This is a genomic window from Nocardia sp. JMUB6875 (assembly GCF_041154655.1).
Lineage (GTDB): Bacteria > Actinomycetota > Actinomycetes > Mycobacteriales > Mycobacteriaceae > Nocardia.
This window is the reverse complement of the sequence record NZ_BAAFGR010000021.1, coordinates 1-21945: the sequence shown is the minus strand read 5'-3', so window position 1 is coordinate 21945 and position 21945 is coordinate 1. Positions and strand designations below refer to the sequence as shown.

Sequence of the window (21945 nt, the reverse complement as noted above, 5' to 3'; positions counted from 1 at the left end):
GCCAAACCCATCGGCCGGGCCGCAGGGTCATCGGCCGTGTTCGGCCAGTCCGCCGAGTGCCTGCACCCAGCCCTCCACCAGTTGCTTGACCTGGTCCAATCCGAGCACCGCGCCCACAAAGTCGAAGCGGGCGATGAGCCCGTCCTGACTGGTGTCCACGGTGACGTCGAGGTACAGGTCGTCGGCGACCGGTTCCGGGTAGACCCGGGCCGGGCGCAGATCGCGGTAGCGGAAACCGATGCGGCCGGCCGGCAGCACCGCGATCTCCGCGACGGTCTCCGGGTTCAGGTGCCGCAGCAGCCCGAATCCGACGCCGCCGGACGGCACCTCCCGGACGCGATCGCGGATCTGCTCGATGACCGTGCCCGCGCCGGGACCGCCGGAGCGCACCTCGGCCAGGTAGAGGCCCTCGAGCCGCAATGCGAACGGGTAGGCGGTGCTGAACGCGCCGACCGTGCGCTGCCCGGCGTCATCGCCCGGTGTGCGACCGTCGGCGATCAGTCGCACCACCGAACCCAGTGTGTCGCGCAGGGTTTCGGCGGCCGGGTCGAGCAGGGTGGCGGCCAGCGCGGCCAGCAGCACATCGTCGATGCTGGCCCCGTAGCGGCGGGCGACGGCGTCGACGGCCGCCGCGCCCTCCCCGGTGATGGAGACCGAGACGCGGCCGCGGCCACCGGATTCGGCGTCGCCGAGCACCCGGTCCGGGGATACGCCCTCGGAGACTCCGGCGAGCGCCTTACGCCACCAGTCCAATTCGGCGATGGTGTCGGGAGCGACTGCGCGCTGTGCGAGCGAGCGGGCGATGCCGAGCGGGTGCGCGTCCGCGCTGGGCGGGGTGGCGTGGCCGCCGGACCAGGAGGCGGTGAGGTCCTCGATGACGGTGCGCCACGAGGTGTCGTCGACCACCAGGCCGTTGGCGACCACCACCAGCACGGCGGCGGGCCGGTCCTCGGGCTCGCCGTCCGCGGGCGGGTTCTCGACCAGCACGAAGCGCATGTTGTACCCCTTCTCGGGGTCCAATTCGGCCGCGGCGGCGTGGATCACGGCCTCGATGGGATCGCCGACGGCCTCCACATTGGGGTCGATCTGCCAGACCACGGCCGCGCCGCGCGGCTGCTGCGCCGGAATATCGAGGGCGACCGAATCGCCGGTCCGGCGCAGCCGCGCCCACAGGCCCGGATGCCGGTCCAGCAGGGTGGCCACCGAACGGCGGACCCGGGTGCCGGAGATGCCCGCGGCGATATCGAGGGTGATGGCGCGGACCCAGATGCCCGACGGCTCCACCTCGAGCAGGCTCATGGCCCCGGCGGGCAGCGCCGAAACCTCGCCCACCGCGGTCAGTCTCGGGCCTTGGTTCACGGGCACGATCGGCTGGGGTGTGCGCGGGGCCGGTTCCGAGACGGCGGGGATCGGCGCGGGGGCGGGCGATTCCGGTTCGGCCGCAACCGCTTCCGGCTCGGACGCCGCTGCTTCCGGCTCGGACTCGACGGCTTCCGGTTCGGCCGGAGCCGTTTCCGGTGCTTCGGTGTCCGAGTCGAGCTTGAAGGCGACGTCGGGTGCGGCTTCCGGCTCGATGTCGGGCTCCGGGGCCGAATCGACCGCGGCTCCGGGCTGTTCCGGATCGTGCAGCTTCACCGGCCGCGCGAGATCTTCGGGCCGGATGACCGGCAGCACCGCCGTGGTGGCCCAGGCGGGCTCGGCGGAATCCTCGGCGGCGGAGGCGGATTCGGCCGGCGCGGTCATAAGGTCCTCGGCCGCGATGACCTGGATGTCCGTGAGCGCGGCATGGTCGAGCCCGGTCCGGATGTCGGCGGTCAGCACCGCGTGGGTCGCGCCCTCGGCGCTGATCAGATCCACCAGTTCGGCGGTGCCGTAGTCCCGGTGCTGCGCGACCACCAGCGCGGCGGCCGCGCCCAGCGGGAGCACCGGTTCCAGCGGGGACAGGCCGGAGCCCGCGGCCGCCAGATACAGTGCGCGCGCCTCCCGGCCGAGGCCGGAGCGCCGGGCCCGCTCGGCAATGCCGTGCAGGTCGGACTGGGTGAGCACGACCTCGCCGAAGCGATCGGCCGGATAGTCGATCCAGGCCGGGTGGCCGGGTTCGACGGGTGCGGCGCGGTCGGCGTCGGTGACCGGTGCGGCGGAACGGGATTCGACCAGCGCGCCTACCCGGGGATCGTCCACGACGATCCAGTCCAGCCCGCCGGCGAGCGGCGGCAGTGTGCGCGCCGCCGCGCCCAGGGTGAGGCCGTGGGTGGCACGGCTGTCGAGGACGCGGCGGCCATCGGCCGGGTCGACCGGCACCAGGGCCGCGCCCGACTTGGCCACCGCCCAGGCGGCGAGCACCAGCGCGACCGAGCGGGGCAGCGCGACCGCCACCCGGCTGTCCGGTCCCGCGCCCTGCTCGATGAGAACCCGGGCCAGGCGCGAGGATTCGGCGTCGAGCTGCGCGTAGGTGAAGGCGCGGCCGCGGATGACGACCGCCGCGCCCGTCGGATTCGACTCGACGGCGGCGGCCATGAGCTCGGTCAGCGTGCCGCCCGGCTCCTCGACCTTGTTCTCGGGTACCACGACGGCACTGCTGTTGTCGGCCATATCGACTCCGGCGTCGGCGCGATCGATGAGGGTGGCCAGCACCGGTCCGATGACAGCCAGGGATTCGGCGGTGGTCATCATCTGGTGCGTGCCCGGGACCGGGTACTCCTCGATGTCCCCGCTGACGTACGGCCGCCAGTCGGCGGACGACATCGCCTGCGGCACACCGGCACTGCGGTATTCCGCGCGGAACAGCTCGACGCGGCCGCTGAAGGGCCGCGGCCGGTACTCGTTCTCCATCACCAGGCTGCGCACCGCGCCGCGGTAGATGCGGCGCAGCCGGTCCTCGGTGAGGATGCCGAGGTCCGCCGGGATCGCGGCGTGTAGCGCGGCGAGCGCGTCGTCGCCCAGATTCAGCAGATCACCGTCCGGGAAGGCCTCGGGGCCGACGCCGATGGTGGCGAACTCGTCGAGGATGGAGGTGCGGAAGTCGGTCGAGGCGCCCGGGTAGGCGTCCAGGATGGCGACCAGATCGACCCGCTGCCCGCTGGCCTCCAGTTCGGCGGCGATGGCCTGGGCCAGGTTGCCGCCGAGCGAGTAGCCGAGCACCCGGTAGGGCCCCTCCGGCTGCACCTTGCGCATCTCGGCGGCGTAGCGCCGGGCCACGTCGTCGAGGGTGGCCGGGTCCCAATCGGTTTCGGTGAGGGCTGGCGATTGCAGGCCGAGCAGCGGCTGGTCCTCGGGGAGGAAGCGCGCCAAACCGGCATAGCACCACGACATTCCGGACATGGGCGGGGCGCAGAAGATCGGCGTCCGGGTGCCCGTGCCGCGGATGGGCAGCACGATCTGAAGTCCGGCTTCGGAATTCGAGTCGTAGTCGTGCGCGCCCTCGAGCGCGGCCACGATCCGGGCGCCCAGTCCGGCCACGGTCGGCGCGGTGAAGAACCAGGCGACCCGCACCTCGGCGCCGGTGAGTGCGCGCAGCCGGCTGGCCACCTGGGTGGCCAGCAGCGAGTTGCCGCCGAGGGTGAAGAAGTCGTCATCCGCGCCGACCCGTTCCAGGCCCAGCACATCGGCGAAGACATCGGCCACGGTCTGCTCCAGCGGCGAGCCCGGGGCGCGGTATTCGGCGGCCTCGAACTCCGGATCCGGCAGCGCGTTGCGGTCCAGCTTGAGATTGGCGTTCAGCGGCAGGGCGTCGAGCACCACGAAGGCGGCCGGGACCATGTAGGACGGCAGTGCCGCCGACAGCTCCGACTTCACCCGCGCGACATCGAGTTCCGCGCCGGCAGGCACCAGGTAGGCGACCAGGCGGTCACCCGTGCGCTCGTCCCGCTTGGCCAGCACCGCGGTCTGCGCGACCTCGGGCAACGCCAGCAGCGCGGCCTCGATCTCACCCAGTTCGATGCGGAAGCCGCGGATCTTCACCTGGAAGTCGGTGCGGCCCCGGTACTCCAGTTCGCCGCCCGCGTTCCAGGCGACGAGGTCACCGGTGCGGTACATGCGCTCACCGTCGGCGAACGGATCGGCGACGAAGCGGTCCGCGGTGAGGTCCGGGCGTCCGAAGTAGCCGCGCGCCAATTGCGCACCGGCCAGGTACAACTCGCCCGGCACCCCGACCGGCACCGGCCGCAGCCGGGCGTCGAGCACGTAGACGCGGCTGTTCCATTCCGGCGCGCCGATCGGCACCGCGACCTGGTCGGCTTCGGTGACGGCGTGGTTGGTGATGGACACCGCGGCCTCGGTCGGGCCGTAGAGGTTGAACAGCGCGACGGCCGGGAACGCCGTCCGGAACCGCTGTGCCACCGCGCCGGGCAGGGCCTCGCCGATGGCGAGCACGCGCCGCAGCGCGCCCAGTCCGGTGGCCGAATTCGATTCGGCCAGCAGCGCGTCCAGCATGGACGGCACCGTGTGCAGGGTGGTCACCGACTCGCGCGCGATGAGCGCGTTGAGGTACTCCGGATCGCGGTGGCCCTCGGGCTCCGCGATGACCAGGCGACCGCCCGAGACGGCCGCGGACCAGAACTCCCAGACCGAGAGGTCGAAGGTGGCGGCGGTCTTGAGCAGCACGGCATCGTCGATGCCGAGACCGAATTCCGCGGTCTTCCACAGCAACTGGTTGACGACCGCGCCGTGCGGCAGCGCCACACCCTTGGGGCGGCCGGTGGAACCGGAGGTGAAGATGACGTACGCGGTGTCGGCGGCGGTCAGCGCGCGCACCCGCTCGCCGTCGGCGATCGGCTCGGCCGAGTAGCCGGACAGGTCCAGCTCGTCGATCAGGACCACCTCGGCCAGTTCGGTCTCGAAACCGACTGCCGCCGTCGTCAATACGGCCTTGGGCGCCGCGGTCTCCAGGATGTGGCCGACGCGTTCGGCGGCCTGGTCCGGGTCGACGGGCACGTAGGCCGCACCGGACCTGGTGACCGCGTACATGGCGACGATCAGATCGGTGGAGCGGCGAATGGCCAGCGCCACCCGGTCTTCCGGGCCGATGCCGCTCTCGATGAGGGCCCGAGCGAGCCGGTTCACCTTGGCGTCGAGTTCGGCGTAGGTCAGTTCGCCCTCGCCGTCGGCGACCAACGCGATCCGGTCCGCATGGGCCTGGACGGTCCGGTCGAGCAGGGAGGCCAGCGTCGCGCTGGTGTCCACCTCGTGCCGGGTGTCGTTCCAGCCCCGCAGGATTCGGGTCCGCTCGTCGGCGGCCAGCAGTTCCACCTCGCCGACCGGGGTACCCGGATCGGCGGCGACGCTGCCGAGCAGACGCACGAAGCGCTCGACGAAGCCCTCGACGGTCGCCTTGTCGAACAGCGCTGTCGCGTAGGTGAATCCGCCGATGATGCCCGCGGGCTCACCGGTCTCGGTGTACCGGTCGGCGGCGATGAGGTGCAGATCGAACTGCGACAGCTCGGTGTCGATCTCGAGGCCCGCGACCTTCAGGTCGGAGAGTTCGAGCGCCGACTGGGTGTGGTTCTGGAAGGACAGGCCCACCTGGAACAGCGGGTGCCGGGCCGTGGAGCGCACCGGGTTGAGCACCTCGACCAGGCGCTCGAACGGCACGTCGGCGTGGGCGTAGGCGGCCAGGTCGGTTTCGCGCTGGCGCGCCAGCAGTTCGGTGAAGCTCGCGCCCGCGTCCACCCGGGTCCGGAAGACCAGGGTGTTGACGAACATGCCGATGAGGTCATCGATGGCGGCCTCGCCGCGGCCCGCGATCGGGGTGCCGATGGCGATGTCGTCGGTGCCCGAGAGCCGGGCCAGCAACACCGCCAGCGCGGTGTGCACGACCATGAACAGGGTCGCGCCCTCCCGGCGCGCCAATTCCGCCAGCGCGCGGTGGGTTTCGGCGGGCAGGTCGAGATCGACGCGGCCGCCGTGGAAGGACTGCACGGCCGGGCGCGGTCGGTCCGAGGGCAGGTCGAGCTGGTCGGGCAGTCCGGCCAGCGCCTGCTTCCAGTAGCCGATCTGCTTGGCGGCCAGCGATTCCGGATCGTTCTCGTCGCCGAGCAGTTCGCGCTGCCAGATGGCGTAGTCGGCGTACTGCACGGGCAGCGGCTGCCAGGCGGGCTCGACGCCCATGGACCGGGCGGCGTAGGCCAGCATGAGGTCCCGGGTCAGCGGCGTGACCGAGGAACCGTCGCCGGAGATGTGGTGGATGACCAGCGCCAGCACGTATTCGCCCGGGGCGTCGGTGATCTCGAACAGCGCGATGCGCAGCGGCACCTCGGTGGTGACGTCGAACAGGTGCGACGCCACCGCGAGCACCCCGCCCGTGACCTGCTCGGAGGTGACCCGGCGCAGCTCCAGTTCGGGTGCGGCGTCGGCGGCCGACAGCACCACCTGCACCGGACCGCCGTCGGTCTCGGGGTAGATGGTGCGCAGGATCTCGTGGCGGGCAACGACATCCGATACCGCGGCACGCAGGGCGTCGACGTCCAGCGCGCCGGAGAGCCGGACCGCGGCGGGAATGTTGTAGGCCGCGGATTCGGTGTCGAAGCGGTTGAGGAACCACATGCGCTGCTGCGCCGAGGACAGCGGAATCCGTTCCGGGCGCGGCCCGGCCACCAGGGCCCGCATGCGGCCGGTGCCGGTGGCCGACTCCAGGGCGGCGGCCAGCGCCGCCACCGTCGGGGCGTCGAACAGCAGGCGCACGGGGACGCGGCTGTCGAGGGCCGCGCCGAGGCGGGCGACCACCTGGGTGGCGACCAGCGAGTTGCCGCCCAGTGCGAAGAAGTCGTCGTCCAGGCCGACCGGGCGCTCGAGGCCGAGCATCTCGGTGAAGACGGCCGCCACGATCTGCTCGACCGGGGTCACCGGGGCGCGGAAGGCGCGAGCCTCGAAAGTCGGTGCGGGCAGGGCCTTGCGGTCCAGCTTGCCGGAGGTGTTGAGCGGGAACTCCGCGAGCACCACGATGGCCGAGGGCACCATGTAGGACGGCAGCCGCGAGGCCAGATGCGCGCGCAGCGCCTCCTGGTCGACCGCGTCGGCGGCCGACTGATCGGCGCCGACCACCGCGGGCACGACGTAGGCGGCCAGCAGGTCGCCGGTGTGCTCGGCCGAATGCAGCACCACCACGGACTGGCTGACCGAGTCGTGGGCGGTGAGCGCGGCCTCGATCTCGCCGAGTTCGATGCGCTGACCGCGGAACTTCACCTGGAAGTCGGTGCGGCCCAGGTACACCAGCTCGGCATTGTCGCCGCTGTCGTCCCAGCGGACCAGGTCGCCGGTGCGGTACATGCGCTCACCGCGCCGCCCGAACGGGTTGGCGACGAAGCGATCCGAGGTGAGGTCCGGGCGCGCCACGTAGCCGCGGGCCAGCTGGACACCGGCCAGATACAGCTCACCCGCCACACCCGGAGGAGTCGGGTGCAGACGCGAATCCAGCACGTAGACACGGCTGTTCCACTCCGGACGACCGATCGGCATCACGATGCGATCGACCTCACCGGTGACATCCCGGTAGGTGATCGACACCGCGGCCTCGGTCGGGCCGTACAGGTTGTGCAGCTCGGCTTCGCTCACGGCACCGAACGCGCGGACCGTCTCAGCGGGCAAGGCCTCACCGATCACATACACCTGACGCAGCGACCGCAACGCCTCCCGTAGGCGCTCCGGATTGCCCTGCGCGGCAAACACGCTCAGCATCGACGGCACGAAGTCGGTGACCGTCACGCCGTACTGCTCGATCAGATCGGTCAGGTACGCCGGATCCCGGTGCCCGTCGGGCGCGGCCAGCAACAGCGTCGCGCCAACGCGCAGCGGCATGAAGTAGCCCCACAGCGACACGTCGAACGTGCTCGGCGTCTTCTGCAGATACACATCCGCACCGGTGAGCTGGTACTCCGCCTGCATCCATGTCATCTGATTGACGATGGCGGCGTGGGAGACGCTGACGCCCTTGGGCTTTCCGGTGGAGCCGGAGGTGAAGATCACGTACGCGGGATGCTGCGGATGCAGCGGCGCACGACGTTCCACATCGCTGACCGGATGGTCCGGGTACCCGGCGAGAATGGCGGTGTCGACCTCGACCACCGGGTAGTCACCGGCGTCGAAGGCATCGCGCGAGGTGGTCAGCACGCACACCGGATTCGCGGTGTCGAGCACATGGGCCAGCCGCTCGGCGGGCTGGTCCGGATCCACCGGCACGTACGCGCCACCCGCGGTCACCACCGCGTAGATGGCGGCCACGAAGTCGACCGAGCGCCGGATGTGCACGGCCACCAGCGATTCCGGCCCCACCCCGTCGGCGATGAGGCGGCGGGCGAGCCGGTGCACGCGGGCGGCGAACTCGGCGTAGGTGAGCCGCTCACCGCCGCTGACCAGCGCGACCGCGTCGGGGGTGCGCAGCGCCTGGATCTCGAACAGCGACACCAGGGTGGTGCTCGCGGCGCGCGGCAGCCCGGCGGCGATGTCGACGGTGGTGGCGTTCCAGTCCGAGAGCACCCGCTGGCGCTCGTCCACGGCCAGCAGGTCGAAGTCGCCCACGGCCCGCTCGGGATGGGTGGCAACCGCGACCAGGGTGCGGCGCAGGCGCTCGGCCAGCCGGTCCATGGACTCGGGATCGAACAGGTCGGTGGCGTAGGTGAAGCCGGCCGAGATGCCCTGTGCCACACCGTCGGCGGTGGTGCGCTCGACCAGGGCCAGATCCAGGTCGAACTTGGCCACCGGCACGGTCAGGTCCACGTCGGAGACGGTGACGCCGGGCAGTTCGAAGACCGCCGGGGTCATGTTCTGCAGGGTCAGCGAGACCTGGAACAGCGGGTGCCGGGCCTGCGAGCGCGGCGGATCCAGCAGTTCCACGATGCGCTCGAACGGGGCGTCGGCATGCTCGAAGGCGGCCAGGTCGGTGCGGCGCACGGCGGCCAGCAGGTCGGAGAAGCTGGCGTTCGGGTCGACCTCGGTGCGCAGCACCAGGGTGTTGACGAACATGCCGATCAGGTTGTCCAGCGCGGCCTCGCCGCGGCCCGCGATGGGGGCGCCGATGGCGATGTCGCGGGTGCCGGACACCCGCGCCAGCAGCACCGCGAAGGCCGCGTGCAGCACCATGAACAGCGTCGTATTGTGCTGCTGCGCAACCCGGTTCAGGGCGGCGTGCACGTACGGGTCGATATCGAAGGCGTGCACCGCGCCGCGCCCGGAGGCGACCACGGGGCGGGGCCGGTCGGTCGGCAGCTCCAGCTGGTCGGGCAGCCCGGCCAGGGTGGTGCGCCAGAAGTCGAACTGGCGGGCCAGCACCGAACCGGAATCGTGCTCGTCGCCGAGGCTTTCGCGCTGCCACAGCGCGTAGTCGGCGTACTGCACCGGCAGCGGCGTCCACTGCGGTTCCCCGCCCTGGACGCGACCCAGGTAGGCGGTGATCAGGTCGCGGGTGAGCGGGCCCGCGGAGAAGCCGTCACCGGCGATGTGGTGGACCACGCAGACCAGCACGTGGTCCTGCTCGGTCAGGCGCAGCAGCCGCAGCCGCAGCGGCGGCGCGGCGGTCACGTCGAAGGGCGCGAAGGCGATCTCCGAGACCGCCTGGGCCACATCGGCTTCGGTGACCTCGATGACCGGCAGCGACGGCAGCGCGCCGGGCGCGTCGACCGGCAGCACCACCTGGTGGCCGACACCGCCGTGCTCGGGGTAGAGGGTGCGCAGCACCTCGTGCCGGGTGGCCAGGTCGGCCACGGCGGCGGCCAGCGCGGGCACGTCCAGCGGGCCGGTGACGCGCAGCGCGATCGGCAGGTTGTAGGTGGCGGCGTCGGTGTCCAGGCGGTTGAGGAACCACATGCGCTGCTGCGCGTAGGACAGCGGGATCAGCTCGGGCCGCGGCATGGGCCGCAGCGGGGCGACACCCGAATCGGCCAGCGCGCCCAAGGATTTCGCCAGCTCGGCGACGGTGGGCTGCTCGAAGAGCACGCGGACCGGCACGCGGGTGCCCAGCGCCGCGCCCAGGCGGGCGACCACCTGGGTGGCATTGAGGGAGTTGCCGCCCAGTTCGAAGAAGTCGTCGTCGGCGCCCGCGCGCTCGAGGTGCAGCACGGCCGCGAAGATCTCGGCCACGGTCCGCTCGGCGGCGGTGGCGGGCTCGCGGTATTCGCGGGCCTGGAACTCCGGCACCGGCAGCGCCTTGCGGTCCAGCTTGCCGGAGGCGTTGAGCGGCATGGCTTCCAGCCGCACCACGGCCGAGGGCACCATGTAGGACGGCACCGATTCGCGGGTGTGCGCGAGCAGTTCGGCGTCGGTGACCTGCGCGCCGGACTCGAGCACCACGTAGGCGACGAGGCGGTCGCCGGTCTCGGCGCGCACCAGGCTCACCGCGGCGCGGTGCACGTCCGGATGCGCCAGCAGCACCGTCTCGATCTCGCCGAGCTCGATGCGCTGACCGCGCAGCTTCACCTGGAAGTCGCTGCGGCCCAGGTATTCCAGCGCGTGGCCGTCACCGTCGGCGACCCAGCGCACCACGTCACCGGTGCGGTACAGCCGCTGCCCGCCCTCGTGTGCGACGAAGCGCTCGGCGGTCAGCGCGGGGGCGCCCAGGTAGCCGCGCGCCAACTGCACACCGGCGACATAGAGTTCACCGGCCGCGCCGACGGGCACCGGCCGCAGCTGCCGATCCAGCACCAGGACCCGGGTATTGGCGACCGGGCTGCCGATCGGCACCGCGACGCCGTGCGCGCGCTCGGCCGGGTGGGCGGTGACCACGGTGGCCTCGGCCGGGCCGTACCAGTTGATCAGTTCCGTATCCGGCAGGGCGGCAGCGAATTTCGCGGCGCTCTCGGCCGACAGCGCCTCACCGGCGGCGAACACCCAGCGCAGCGACGGATGCCGCCGGGCCGCACCGTCGAGGTAGGCGTCGAGCATCGACGGTACGAAATGCACCGAGGTGACCGCGTATTCGTCGATCAGGCTCGCGATGTAGGCCGGATCGCGGTGCCCGTCCGGTTCCGCGATGACCACGGCCGCACCGGTCTGCAACGGCCAGAACAGCTCCCAGGTGGAGATGTCGAAGGTGATGGGCGTCTTGTGCAGCACCACGTCGCCGGGCCGGTGCGGGTAGGTGCGCTGGGCCCAGCGGAACTGGTTGGCCATCTGCCGGTGCGTGATGACCACGCCCTTGGGGCGGCCGGTGGAGCCGGAGGTGTAGATGACGTACGCGGCATTGTCGGGCCGCACCTCGGCGGGCGCCACCTCGACCAGCGGGTCCGCGCCCGCGAGCGCGTCGACGAAGAACAGCGGTACGCCGGAGGCGGTTTCGAAGTCGTCGGCGGCGCGGGTGAGCACGCACACCGGCGCGGCACCGGCCAGCACGTACTCGTTGCGCTCGGCCGGATGGTCGGGATCCACCGGCACGTACGCGCCGCCGGAGCGCAGCACCGCGTAGATGGCCACCACCAGGTCGATGCCGCGGCGCATGGCCACGGCCACCCGGGATTCCGGGCCGACACCGCGCAGGGTGAGTTCCTGGGCGAGGCGGCGGGAGCGGGCGTCGAGCTGGGCGTAGGTCAGGGTCGTGCGGCCGAACATGATCGCCGGGGCGTCGGGGTCGCGCGCCACCTGGGCGTCGAACAGCGTCAGCAGCGTCGAATCGTCCAGCAGCTCGGGCACTTCGGTGGCGTTGACCGCCGCCAGCTCCCGGCGCTCGGTCTCGAGCAGCGCGTCCACCACGGCGACCCTGGCCTCCGGCTCGGCGGCGATGCGGCTCAGCAGCGTTGAAAGCCGTTGCGCGATGGCCTGTGCCGCATCCTCGGTGAACAGGTCGCGCAGGTACTTGAGGCCGAAGCCGAGGCCCTTGCCGCGCGGCGACACCATGACCGTCAGCGGGTAGTGGGTGCCGTTGACCGTGGACGCGCCGAGAATGCCCGCGCCGTCGATGGGCGCGGCGGCATCGTCGAGGGACTGCTCGTCCACCGGGAAGGAGGCGAACACCACGATGGAGTCGAAAAGCCCGTCTACCCCGGCGATCTCCTGGATCTCGCCCAGCCCGACATGGTGGTGGTCGAGCAGGGCGGCCTGCTCGTCCTGCAGCTCGCGCAGCACCTCGGTGAGGGTGGCCCCCGGGTTCAGGCGCACCCGGACCGGAATCGCGTTGAGAAACAACCCGATCATGGTCTCGATGCCCGCCAGCTGCGGCGGCCGCCCGGACACGGTGGCGCCGAACACCACATCGTCGCGGTCGGTGGCGCGCCCGATGAGCAGACCCCACGCGGTCTGCACGACCGTATTGAGGGTGACGCCCGCGCGGTGCGCGAGCTCGGTCAGCGCCGCGGTCTCGGCTTCGGACAGCGAGAAGGCGACTTCGCCGATGCCCGCGGTGATCTCGCGCGACGGGTCGACCGCCGCCAGCGGGGTCGGCTCGGTGAAACCGCTGAGCGCCTCGCGCCACGCCTCGCGCGCGGCGCCGTGGTCGCGGGCGGCCAGCCAGGCCAGGTAGTCACGGTAGGGCCGGATCGCCGGGATCGCGGAGCCGTCGCCGTCGGCGGCGTACAGCAGCAGCATGTCCTGGATCAGCAGCGGCAGCGACCAGCCGTCGACGAGGATGTGGTGGCTGGTGACGCACAGGCGGTAGCGGTCGGCGGCGGTGCGGTAGAGGGTGACGCGCAGCAGCGGCCCGGCGCTCATGTCGAAGTGCCGCGACACGTCGAAGGCCATCAGCCGGTCGGTCTCGGCGACCGCCTCGGCGGGCACCCGATCGCTGAGATCCAGGTACTGCCAAGGCAATTCGACGTCGTCGAGCACGAGCTGCAGCGGATTGCCCGCGCCGTCCTCGCCGAAGACCACCCGCAGGTTGACGTGCCGGTCCAACATGGCGCGGGCGGCGGCGTGCACGCGCGGCACGTCGATCTCGCCGGCCACGTCGAGGGCGAACTGCACCATGTAGGCGTCGACGGAGGATTCGGCCAGCTGGGCGTGGAACAGCATGCCCGACTGCAGCGGGGTGAGCGGCCACACCTCCGACAGGTTCGGGTACCGCTCGCGCAGTCGCGCCTCGTCCGCGGCGCTCAGCTCGACCAGCGGTCCGGTGGCGAGTTCCTCGGTGGCCGAGGCGTCTTCGACCGGCACCGCGAGCTCGGCCAGCGCGGCCACGGTGCGCGCGGCGAACATCTCCTTGGGCTTGAAGCCCAGGCCCAGGGCGCGGGCCCGGGAGACGATCTGGATGGCGGTGATGGAATCCACGCCGAGGGTGAAGAAGTCGTCGTCCAGGCCGACCCGCTCGAGGCGCAGCACCTCGGTCAGCACCTGCGCGAGGGCCTGCTGGGCCGGGGTCTCGGGGGCGCGGTATTCGGTCTGCGGCAGTTCGGGTTCGGGTAGCGCGTCGCGGTCCAGCTTGCCGACCGGGGTCAGCGGGATCTCGTCCAGCGCCACGATGGTGGCGGGCACCATGTGCGGCGGCAGCGCGCGCTCGGCCAGCGCGGCCAGCTCCTCGACGTCCACCCGCGCGCCCGGCGCGGCGTGCACGTAGGAGACCAGAACCGTTGCGCGGTCCTGGATCTCGCGGCCCACCGTGACGGCGAAGTCGACGCTCTCGTGCCCGGCGAGCACCGCGTCGATCTCCTCGAGCTCGATGCGCAGACCGCGGATCTTGACCTGGAAGTCGTTGCGTCCCAGGTACTCGAGCTCCCCGTCGGCGGTCACCCGCACCAGGTCGCCGGTGCGGTAGAGGCGGGAACCGTTGTCCTCGAACGGATTCGCGACGAACCGGGCCGCGGTCAGATCCGGCCGCAGCACATAGCCGCGGGCCAGCAGCCCGCCGCCCACGTACAGCTCACCGGCCACGCCCGGCGCGACCGGCCGCAGCCGCTCGTCCAGCACGTGCACGCCCGCACCGCGAATCGGCCCGCCGATGGTGACGGGACGGTCGGGCAGCAGTTCGGCGCAGGTGGCCCAGATGGTGGTCTCGGTCGGGCCGTAGCCGTTGAGCAGGCGACGCCGCCCGCCCGCGATCGGAACCGCCCAGCGCCGCACCAGTTCCGGCGGGCAGGCCTCGCCCGCGGCCAGCACCAGGCCCAGCGCGTCCAGTCCCGCCGGATCGATCGAGGCGAGCACGGACGGGGTGATCACCGCGTGGGTGACGGCCTCGCGGGCGAGCAGCGCCCGCAGATCGTCGCCGCCGTAGACCTCCGGCGCCGCGACCACCAGGGTCGCGCCGGAGCCGACCGCCATGAGCAGCTCGAAGACCGAGGCGTCGAAGGACGGCGAGGCCACCTGCAGCACGCGCGACTGCGCGGTGAGCGCGAATCGCTCCCGCTGTTCGGCGCTGAGCGCGGCCAGGCCGGTGTGGGTGACCGCGACGCCCTTGGGCAGACCGGTCGAGCCGGAGGTGTAGATGGTGTACGCCGGATGCTCGGCGCGCAGCGGCCGCACCCGGTCGGCATTGGTGATCGGATCGACCGAGTAGGTCTGGGCGGCCCGATCCAGTTCGTCGGCGTCCAGTTCCAGCCACGACACCAGGCCGGGTAGCGCGGAGCGACGGGATTCGACGGTGAGGCCGAGCACCGCGCCGGAGTCGGTGAGCATGTGGCGCACCCGGTCGTCCGGGTAGTTCGGGTCCACGGGGAGGAAGCCCGCACCGGTCTTGGCGACCGCCCACACGGCCAGCACCGACTCCAGCGAGCGCGGCACCGCGACGGCGACCAGATCCTCGGGACCGACGCCGCGGTCGATGAGCAGGCGGGCCAGGCGGGTGGAGCGCTCGTCCAGTTCGGCGTAGCCGAGCCGCGCGAGGGTGCCGGTCGCGTCGGCGAGGGCGACGGCGATGCCGCCCGGGTTGGCCTCCACGGCGGTGGCCAGCAGCTGCGGCAGGGTCGGCGAGGAGGGACGGCGGGTCCGGGTGGGGCGTACGCGGGCCGTGCGGGTCATGCCACTACCGCCACGAACTCGTTCTTCCGGTCCCCGACCACCCGAATCATGCAGCTTGTCCTCATCCTGTCCGTTAATGCTCAACCGCGGCGCGCACCGACAACCTTCATCGGATTCGCGCAGGCCGCGTTACTTTCGCCTCGGTCCGAGGCGGAGTCACGCGGGGTTCCCCCAAGGAGTATTCAGTCCTGCGGGCGGAAGAGCTACTCCGGGCGCGTCAGCCGGAGCTCATCACGCCTCCCCGGCCGGGTCGACGGCAAGAACGGTACGCCCGTCCCAAGCCGCCGGGACCGGGAGCCGGTCCACCACGACGGCCGCGAGATCGTCCAGTTCCGCGGGATCCACCCGGCTCAACACCTGATTCTCGGCGAAGAGATGGGTGACCCATTCCTCGGCGAGCGTCTCCGCGAGGTCGGAATCGGGCTCGGCCAGCACCATTGACGCGCCGACGCCACCGGTGGCGATCACCTCGAGCACGGCGAACGGATGGTCCGCCGAACCCGGCCAGTAGGTGCGGGCCTCGAAGGTCAGTTCCGATCCGGCGCGAATCCGGTCCACCAGGCCCGTCATGGCGTCATAGCTGAGCTGGGCGCGCCCGGGTGCGGCGAAGGCGATGTCGTCGCCGCGCAGGGCGCGGGTGCGGTGCGCGTAGGTGACCGGGCGGGCGGATTCGGCGGCGATCTCCGCGGCCACCCCCGAGTCGTCCAGGGCGAGCCAGTCGATGCCGGGCGCGGCGGCCGGATGTCCGGTGGTCAGACCGACCTTCACATCCAGTCCGGCCGGGGGCAGCCGGTCCGCCGAGATCAGCGGCACCACGGTCGCACCGGCCTTGAGCACCGCCCAGGTGGCGACCACCTGATCGATGCCGCGATCCAGTCGCACGGCCACGCCGGTGCCGGGTCCGCAGCCGCGCCCGATCAGGAAGCGGGCCAGCCGCGAGGAGCGGGCGTCCAGCTCCTGATAGGACACCGCCTCCTCGCCCCACACCAGGGCGGGGCCGTCCGGATCGTCCTCGACCGTGGCCGCCAGCGATTGCGGCAGCGCGGTGCCGTAGGCGGTGGTCGCCGCCACCGGCGCGGGCGCGGGCAGCGCCTGGGCGCGGGCGTGTTCGGCCGCGTCCAGCAGGTCGATATCACCCACCGGCATGTGCGGGTCGGCTGCCACCGCGGCGAGGATGCGCAGCAGGCGCGCGCCCAGCGCCTCGATGGTGGACTCGTCGAAAAGCTCGGTGGCGTAGGAGAACACGATGGCGAGGTCGCCGGGGGTGCCGTCGGCGGCGGGCGGGTGCGGTTCGACGCCGATCTGCACGTCGAACTTGGCGGCGGCCAGGTCGGCGTCCACTCCGGAGACGGTCAGCCCGGCCAGTTCGAGCTCGGCCACCTCGTTGTTCTGCAGCGCCAGTACCACCTGCAGCAGCGGTTCGGTGCGGCTGCCGGCGGGTGCGACCGCCTCCACGACGCGCTCGTAGGGCACATCGGCATTCGCGAAGGCCGACAGGTCGGTTTCGCGGGCGGCGGCCACCAGTTCGTCGAAGGAGGCGGCGGGGTCCACCGCGGTGCGCAGGGCGAGCGTATTGACGAACATGCCGACCAGGCCGTCCAGCACCCGTTCGCCGCGGCCCGCGACCGCGGTGCCGAGGACGACGTCCGGATTGCCGGACATGCGGGCCAGCAGCACCGCCAGGGCGGCGTGCATGACCATGAACAGCGACGCATTGTGGCTGCGCGCAATGCGATTGAGTTCGGCGTGGATCTCGGCGGGCACCACGTAGTCGACCAGCGCACCGGCCATGGACGGTGCGGCCGGGCGGGGCCGGTCCAGGGCCAGCGGCCCGCGCGCGGGCAGATCGGCCAGCTGTTGGCGCCAGTACGCCAATTGCGCGGCGGCGAGCGAGTTCTCGTCGGCGTCGGAGCCGATGACCGCGCGCTGCCAGAGCGCGAAGTCGGCGTACTGCACCGGCAGCGGCGCCCAGCCCGGGGCCTCACCCCCGGTGCGGGCCACGTAGGCGGTCACCAGGTCCCGGGCCAGCGGCGCGAAGGAGGCGCCGTCGGCGGCGATGTGGTGGGCCACCAGAATGAGCAGGTAGTCGTCGGGCTCGTCGCCGGTGAGCAGGCGCACCCGCACCGGAACCTGCTGTGCCACATCGAATCCGGCCAGCACCAGCTCCCGCACCCGCGCCCCGATGTCGTGCGCGCGCTCCACCACCAGCCCGCCCGGCAGCGCCTCGGCGACCGACAGGATCTCCTGGTAGGCCGGTGCGCCCGGGGCGGATTCTGGGTAGCGGGTGCGCAGCACCTCGTGGCGGGTGAGCAGGTCCTCGGCGGCCTGGGCCAGGGCCGGGATGTCCAGCGCTCCGGTCAGGCGGATGACCATGGGGATGTTGTAGGCCGGGGACTCCGGATCGAGCTGGTTGAGCACCCACATGCGCTGCTGCGCCAGCGACAGCGGCACGCGGACGGGCCGCTCCCCCGCCACCAGCGGCGGGCGCGCACCGGCGGCCGCGCCCGGCACGATGCGCGCGGCCAGCCCGGAAACCGTTGCGGTCTCGAAGAGTTCGCGCACCGTGACCGTGGCGTCCAGGGCCTCGTTGATGCGCGATACCGCGCGGGTGGCGACCAGCGAGTTGCCGCCCAGGTCGAAGAAGTCGTCGTCCGCGCCGACCCGGTCCGCGCCGAGCAGTTCCGCGAACACGCCCGCCACGATCTCCTCGAGCGGCGTCGAGGGTGCGCGGAAGCGCTTGGCCTCGAACACCGGGGCCGGGAGGGCCTTGCGGTCCAGCTTGCCGGAGGCGTTGACCGGGAACCCGTCGAGCACCGCGATGGCCGTCGGCACCATGTACGCCGGAAGCGACTGTGTCAATGCGGCTTTCACCGCGCTCGGATCGACGGCGACGCCGGGCTCGCGGACCACGTAGCCGACGAGTTGATCGCCGGCGTGCGGGTCGGTGCGCACCACGACCACCGAGTTGGCCACGCCGGGCTGGGCCAGCAGCGCGGCCTCGATCTCGCCGAGTTCGATGCGCAGGCCGCGCAGCTTCACCTGGAAGTCAGTGCGGCCCAGGTATTCCACCTCGCCGCTCGCGTTCCAGCGCACCAGGTCGCCGGTGCGATACATGCGCTCGCCGTGGCCGAAGGGGTTGGCCACGAAGCGGTCCGCGGTCAGGTCGGGGCGGGCCACATAGCCGGTGGCCAGCTGGTCACCGGCCAGGTACAGCTCGCCCGCGATGCCGGGCGCGACCGGGTTGAGGCGCGAATCCAGCACGTACAGACGGGTATTGAAGACCGGACGACCGATCGGCACCGACACCGTGTCGGCATCGGTCACCTCGTGATAGGTGACGTCGACCGCGGCCTCGGTGGGGCCGTACAGGTTGTGCAGCCGCGCGCCTGTAAGCTCGCGCAACCGGTGCGCGGTCGGCGCGGGCAGCGCCTCACCGGAGGCGAACACCTGCCGCAGGGACAGTCCGTCCGGCGCGATCTCGCCGCCGAGGGTGGACAGGAACACCGTGAGCATCGAGGGCACGAAATGCGCCGTGGTGACGCCGTGTTCGGCGATGGCCTGCGCCAGGTACACCGGATCGCGGTGGCCGTCCGGCTTGGCGACCACCAGGCGCGCACCGGTTTGCAAGGGCCAGAAGAACTCCCACACCGACACGTCGAAGGTCGCCGGGGTCTTCTGCAACACCACGTCGGAGTAGGTGAGCCGGTATTGCGCCTGCATCCACACCAGGCGGTTGACGATGGCCGCGTGGCTGACCACGACGCCCTTGGGCCGTCCGGTGGAGCCGGAGGTGAAGATGACGTAGGCGGTGTGCTCGCCCCGAAGCGGTTGCGTCCGTTCGTCGTTCGAGAGCCGCCCGGCGGGCCGCTGCCGCGCCCGCTCCTCGGCCTCCTCGACGAAGAGGGTCGGAATGCCGCTCCCGCTGCCGAAGCCGTCGCGCCAGGTGGTCAGCACCAGGCGCGGGCGGGCGGTGTCGAGGATGTGCTCATTGCGGTCGATGGGCTGCTCGGGATCCAGCGGCACGTACGCCGCGCCCGCCTTGAGCACCGCGTACATGGCGACCACGAGCTCGGTGGAGCGCCGGATGGCCAGGGCCACCAGGGTTTCCGGCCCGACGCTGTAGCTGCCGACGAGTTCCCGGGCCAGCCGGTCGGCACGCTCGGACAGTTCCCGGTAGGTGAGGCGTTCGTCCTCGAAGACCAGCGCGACGGCCTCGGGGGTGTCGGTGACCTGCGCCTCGAACATCGATACCAGGGTCGGCGCGAGGTCCTTCCGGAGGCCCACGGCGGCACGCACATCGAAGCCGGTGGTGTTCCAGTCGGTCAGCACCCGCGCCCGCTCCTCGGCCGAGAGCAGGTCGAGATCCCCGACCGGGGCGGCCGGATCGGCGGCGACCAGCTCCAGCACGCGGGCGAAACGCTGCGCGAAGGCGGCGATGGTCGGCTCGTCGAAAAGGTCCAGCGCGTAAGAGAATTCGGCCGCCATGCCGGTGCCGTCGCCGCGCGCGTCGACGGTCTCCTGCACGGTCAGCTGCAGGTCGAACTTGGCGAAGGGCACCTCGAGGTCGGTGCCGGAGACGGTGAGGCCGGGCAGCCGGAATTCGGCGGGCGCCAGGTTCTGGAACGACAGCATGACCTGGAACAGCGGATTGCGCGCCTGCGAGCGCGCGGGTTCGAGCAGGTCCACCAGGCGTTCGAAGGGCACGTCGGCGTGGCCGAAGGCGCGCACATCGGATTCGCGGACCCCGCCCAGCAATTCGGCGAATCCGGCGGCCGGATCGACATCGGTGCGCAGCACCAGGGTATTGACGAACATGCCGATCAGGTCGTCCAGCGCGGCCTCGCCGCGGCCCGCAACCGGGGTGCCGACGGCGATGTCGCGGGTGCCGGACAGCCGGGCCAGCAGCACCGCGAGCGCGGCGTGCACCACCATGAAGGTGGTGCCGTTGTGGCCGCGCGCGAGCCGGCGCACGCCCGCGTAGACGTCGTCGGCGAGTTCGAAGCGGAAGGTGCTGCCGCGGAAGGAGGCGACCGGCGGGCGCGGGCGGTCCGCGGGCAGCGCCAGTTCGTCGGGCAGGTCGGCGAGGGTCTCGCGCCAGTACGCGATCTGCTTGGACAGCGTGGAGTTCTCGTCGTCCTCGGTGCCGAGGGCCGCGCGCTGCCACAGCGTGTAGTCGGCGTACTGCACGGGCAGCGGCTCCCACCGCGGCGGGGTGCCCGAGGTCCGGGACACGTAGGCGGTCACCAGGTCCCGGGTCAGCGGTCCCATGGAGAAGCCGTCGCCGGAGATGTGGTGCACCACGCCGACCAGGACCTGTTCGCCGGGCCCGAGCCGCAGCACGCTCAACCGGATGGGCGGGGCGGCGGTGACGTCGAACCCGGCGCCGCCGATGGCCATCACGCGCGCGGTCAGGTCGGCCGCGTCGATGTCCTCGACCGAAAGTTCGGGCACCGCACGCTCATCGGTGAGCGGCAGCACCTGCTGATAGCCCTCGCCGTCGACCTCCGGGTAGACGGTGCGCAGCACTTCGTGCCGTTCCACCAGGTCGCGCACCGCGGCGCGCATGGCGTCGAGGTCGAGTTCGCCGGAAAGCCGCACCGCGAGCGGCACGTTGTCGACCGCGCTGTCGGGGTAGAAGCGGTTGAGGAACCACATGCGCTGCTGCGCGTAGGACAGCGGCACCCGATCCGGGCGCGGCCCGGGAACCAGTGCGGGCGTGGCGGTTTCGGCCGCCTCCTCCCCCGCCAGCAGCGCGGCGAGGTCGGCCACCGTGGAGGCCTCGAACAGCACACGGACCGGCACCCGGGTGCCGAGGGCGGTGCCGATGCGGGCCACGGCCTGGGTGGCGAGCAGCGAGTTGCCGCCGAGTTCGAAGAAGTCGTCGTCGGAGCCGACGCGCAGCGGCTCGGCGTCGGGCGGGGTGAGCAGGCCCGAGAACACCTCGGCGATGGCGCGTTCCGCCGGGGTGGCCGGTGCCCGGAATGCGCGGGTATTGAACACCGGCTCGGGTAGTCGCTCGCGGTCCACCTTGCCGACCGGGGTCAGCGGGATCTCGTCGAGCACCATGATCGCGGCGGGAACCATGTACGCGGGCAGGGATTCTCCGGCGAAGGCCGCCAATTCCGCGGTGTCCAGGGTCTTTCCGGGACTCGGCAGCACATAGGTGACCAGCGCGGCCGCACCGGTGGGCAGCGTGGTGCCGAGGGTGACCGCGAAATCCACGTCGGGATGCGCGACGAAGGCGCTGTCGATCTCCCCGAGTTCGATGCGCAGGCCGCGGATCTTGACCTGGAAGTCGGTGCGGCCGTGGTGTTCGAAGTTGCCGTTCTCCAGGCGTTTGACGAGGTCGCCGGTGCGGTACAGGCGCTGGCCGGGCTCACCGTACGGGCTGGCGACGAAGCGTTCGGCGGTGAGCACGGGCCGGTTCAGATAGCCCTCGGCCAGCGCGGGACCCGCCAGGTACAGCTCGCCCACCACGCCCGGCGGCACCGGCCGCAGGCCCGCGTCCAGGACGTACGCGCCGATGCCCGGCAGCAGCGTGCCGATGTGGGTGCCGCCGCCCGGCTCCAGCGGGCCGGTGCCGGTGGACAGCGCGGTCACCTCGGTCGGGCCGTACTCGATATAGAAGTCGCGGTCGGGGGTGATCCAGCGGTCCACCAGCGCGGGCGGGACGCGTTCACCACCGCACATGATCGATTGCAGATCCTCCGGCACGGCCGGATCCAGCGATTCCAGCACGGCCGGGGTGATGCAGATGTGGGTGACCCGCTCGCGCCGCAGCAGTTCGCTCAGTTCCTGGCCGCCGAACACGTCCGGCGGCACCACGACCAAGGTCGCCCCGGCGGTGAACGCGTAGAGCATCTCGACGATGGAGAAGTCGAAGCTCGGGGTGGTGAGCTGGGTGATGCGCGAGTCCCCGGTCACCGCACGGCTTTCCCGGCGGGCGGCCAGTCCGGCCAGGCCGGCGTGGGTGATGGCCACGCCCTTGGGCTTGCCGGTGGATCCGGAGGTGTAGATGACGTAGGCCAGGTGCTGTTCGGTCAGCGGCCGGATGCGGTCGGCGTAGGAGATGGGGTGGGC

The 21945-nt window shown here is 72.0% G+C and carries 2 protein-coding genes; both read right to left on the bottom strand.

The features are described 5' to 3' along the window. Positions 1–27: 27 nt before the first annotated feature. The gene (locus ACAM49_RS07820) at positions 28–14865 is read right to left on the bottom strand and encodes an amino acid adenylation domain-containing protein (protein WP_369634775.1); all 14838 of its coding nucleotides are present in this window, start codon (positions 14863–14865) and stop codon (positions 28–30) included. A 231-nt stretch (positions 14866–15096) separates the two neighbouring features. Beyond that, positions 15097–21945: amino acid adenylation domain-containing protein (locus ACAM49_RS07815; RefSeq protein WP_369634774.1), on the bottom strand; the 6849-nt coding region annotated here is incomplete at its 5' end.

Excerpts from the sequence above, each read along its gene's own strand:
- ACAM49_RS07820 (WP_369634775.1), bottom strand. The coding sequence starts at position 14,865 with ATGACCCGCACGGCCCGCGTACGCCCCACCCGGACCCGCCGTCCCTCC.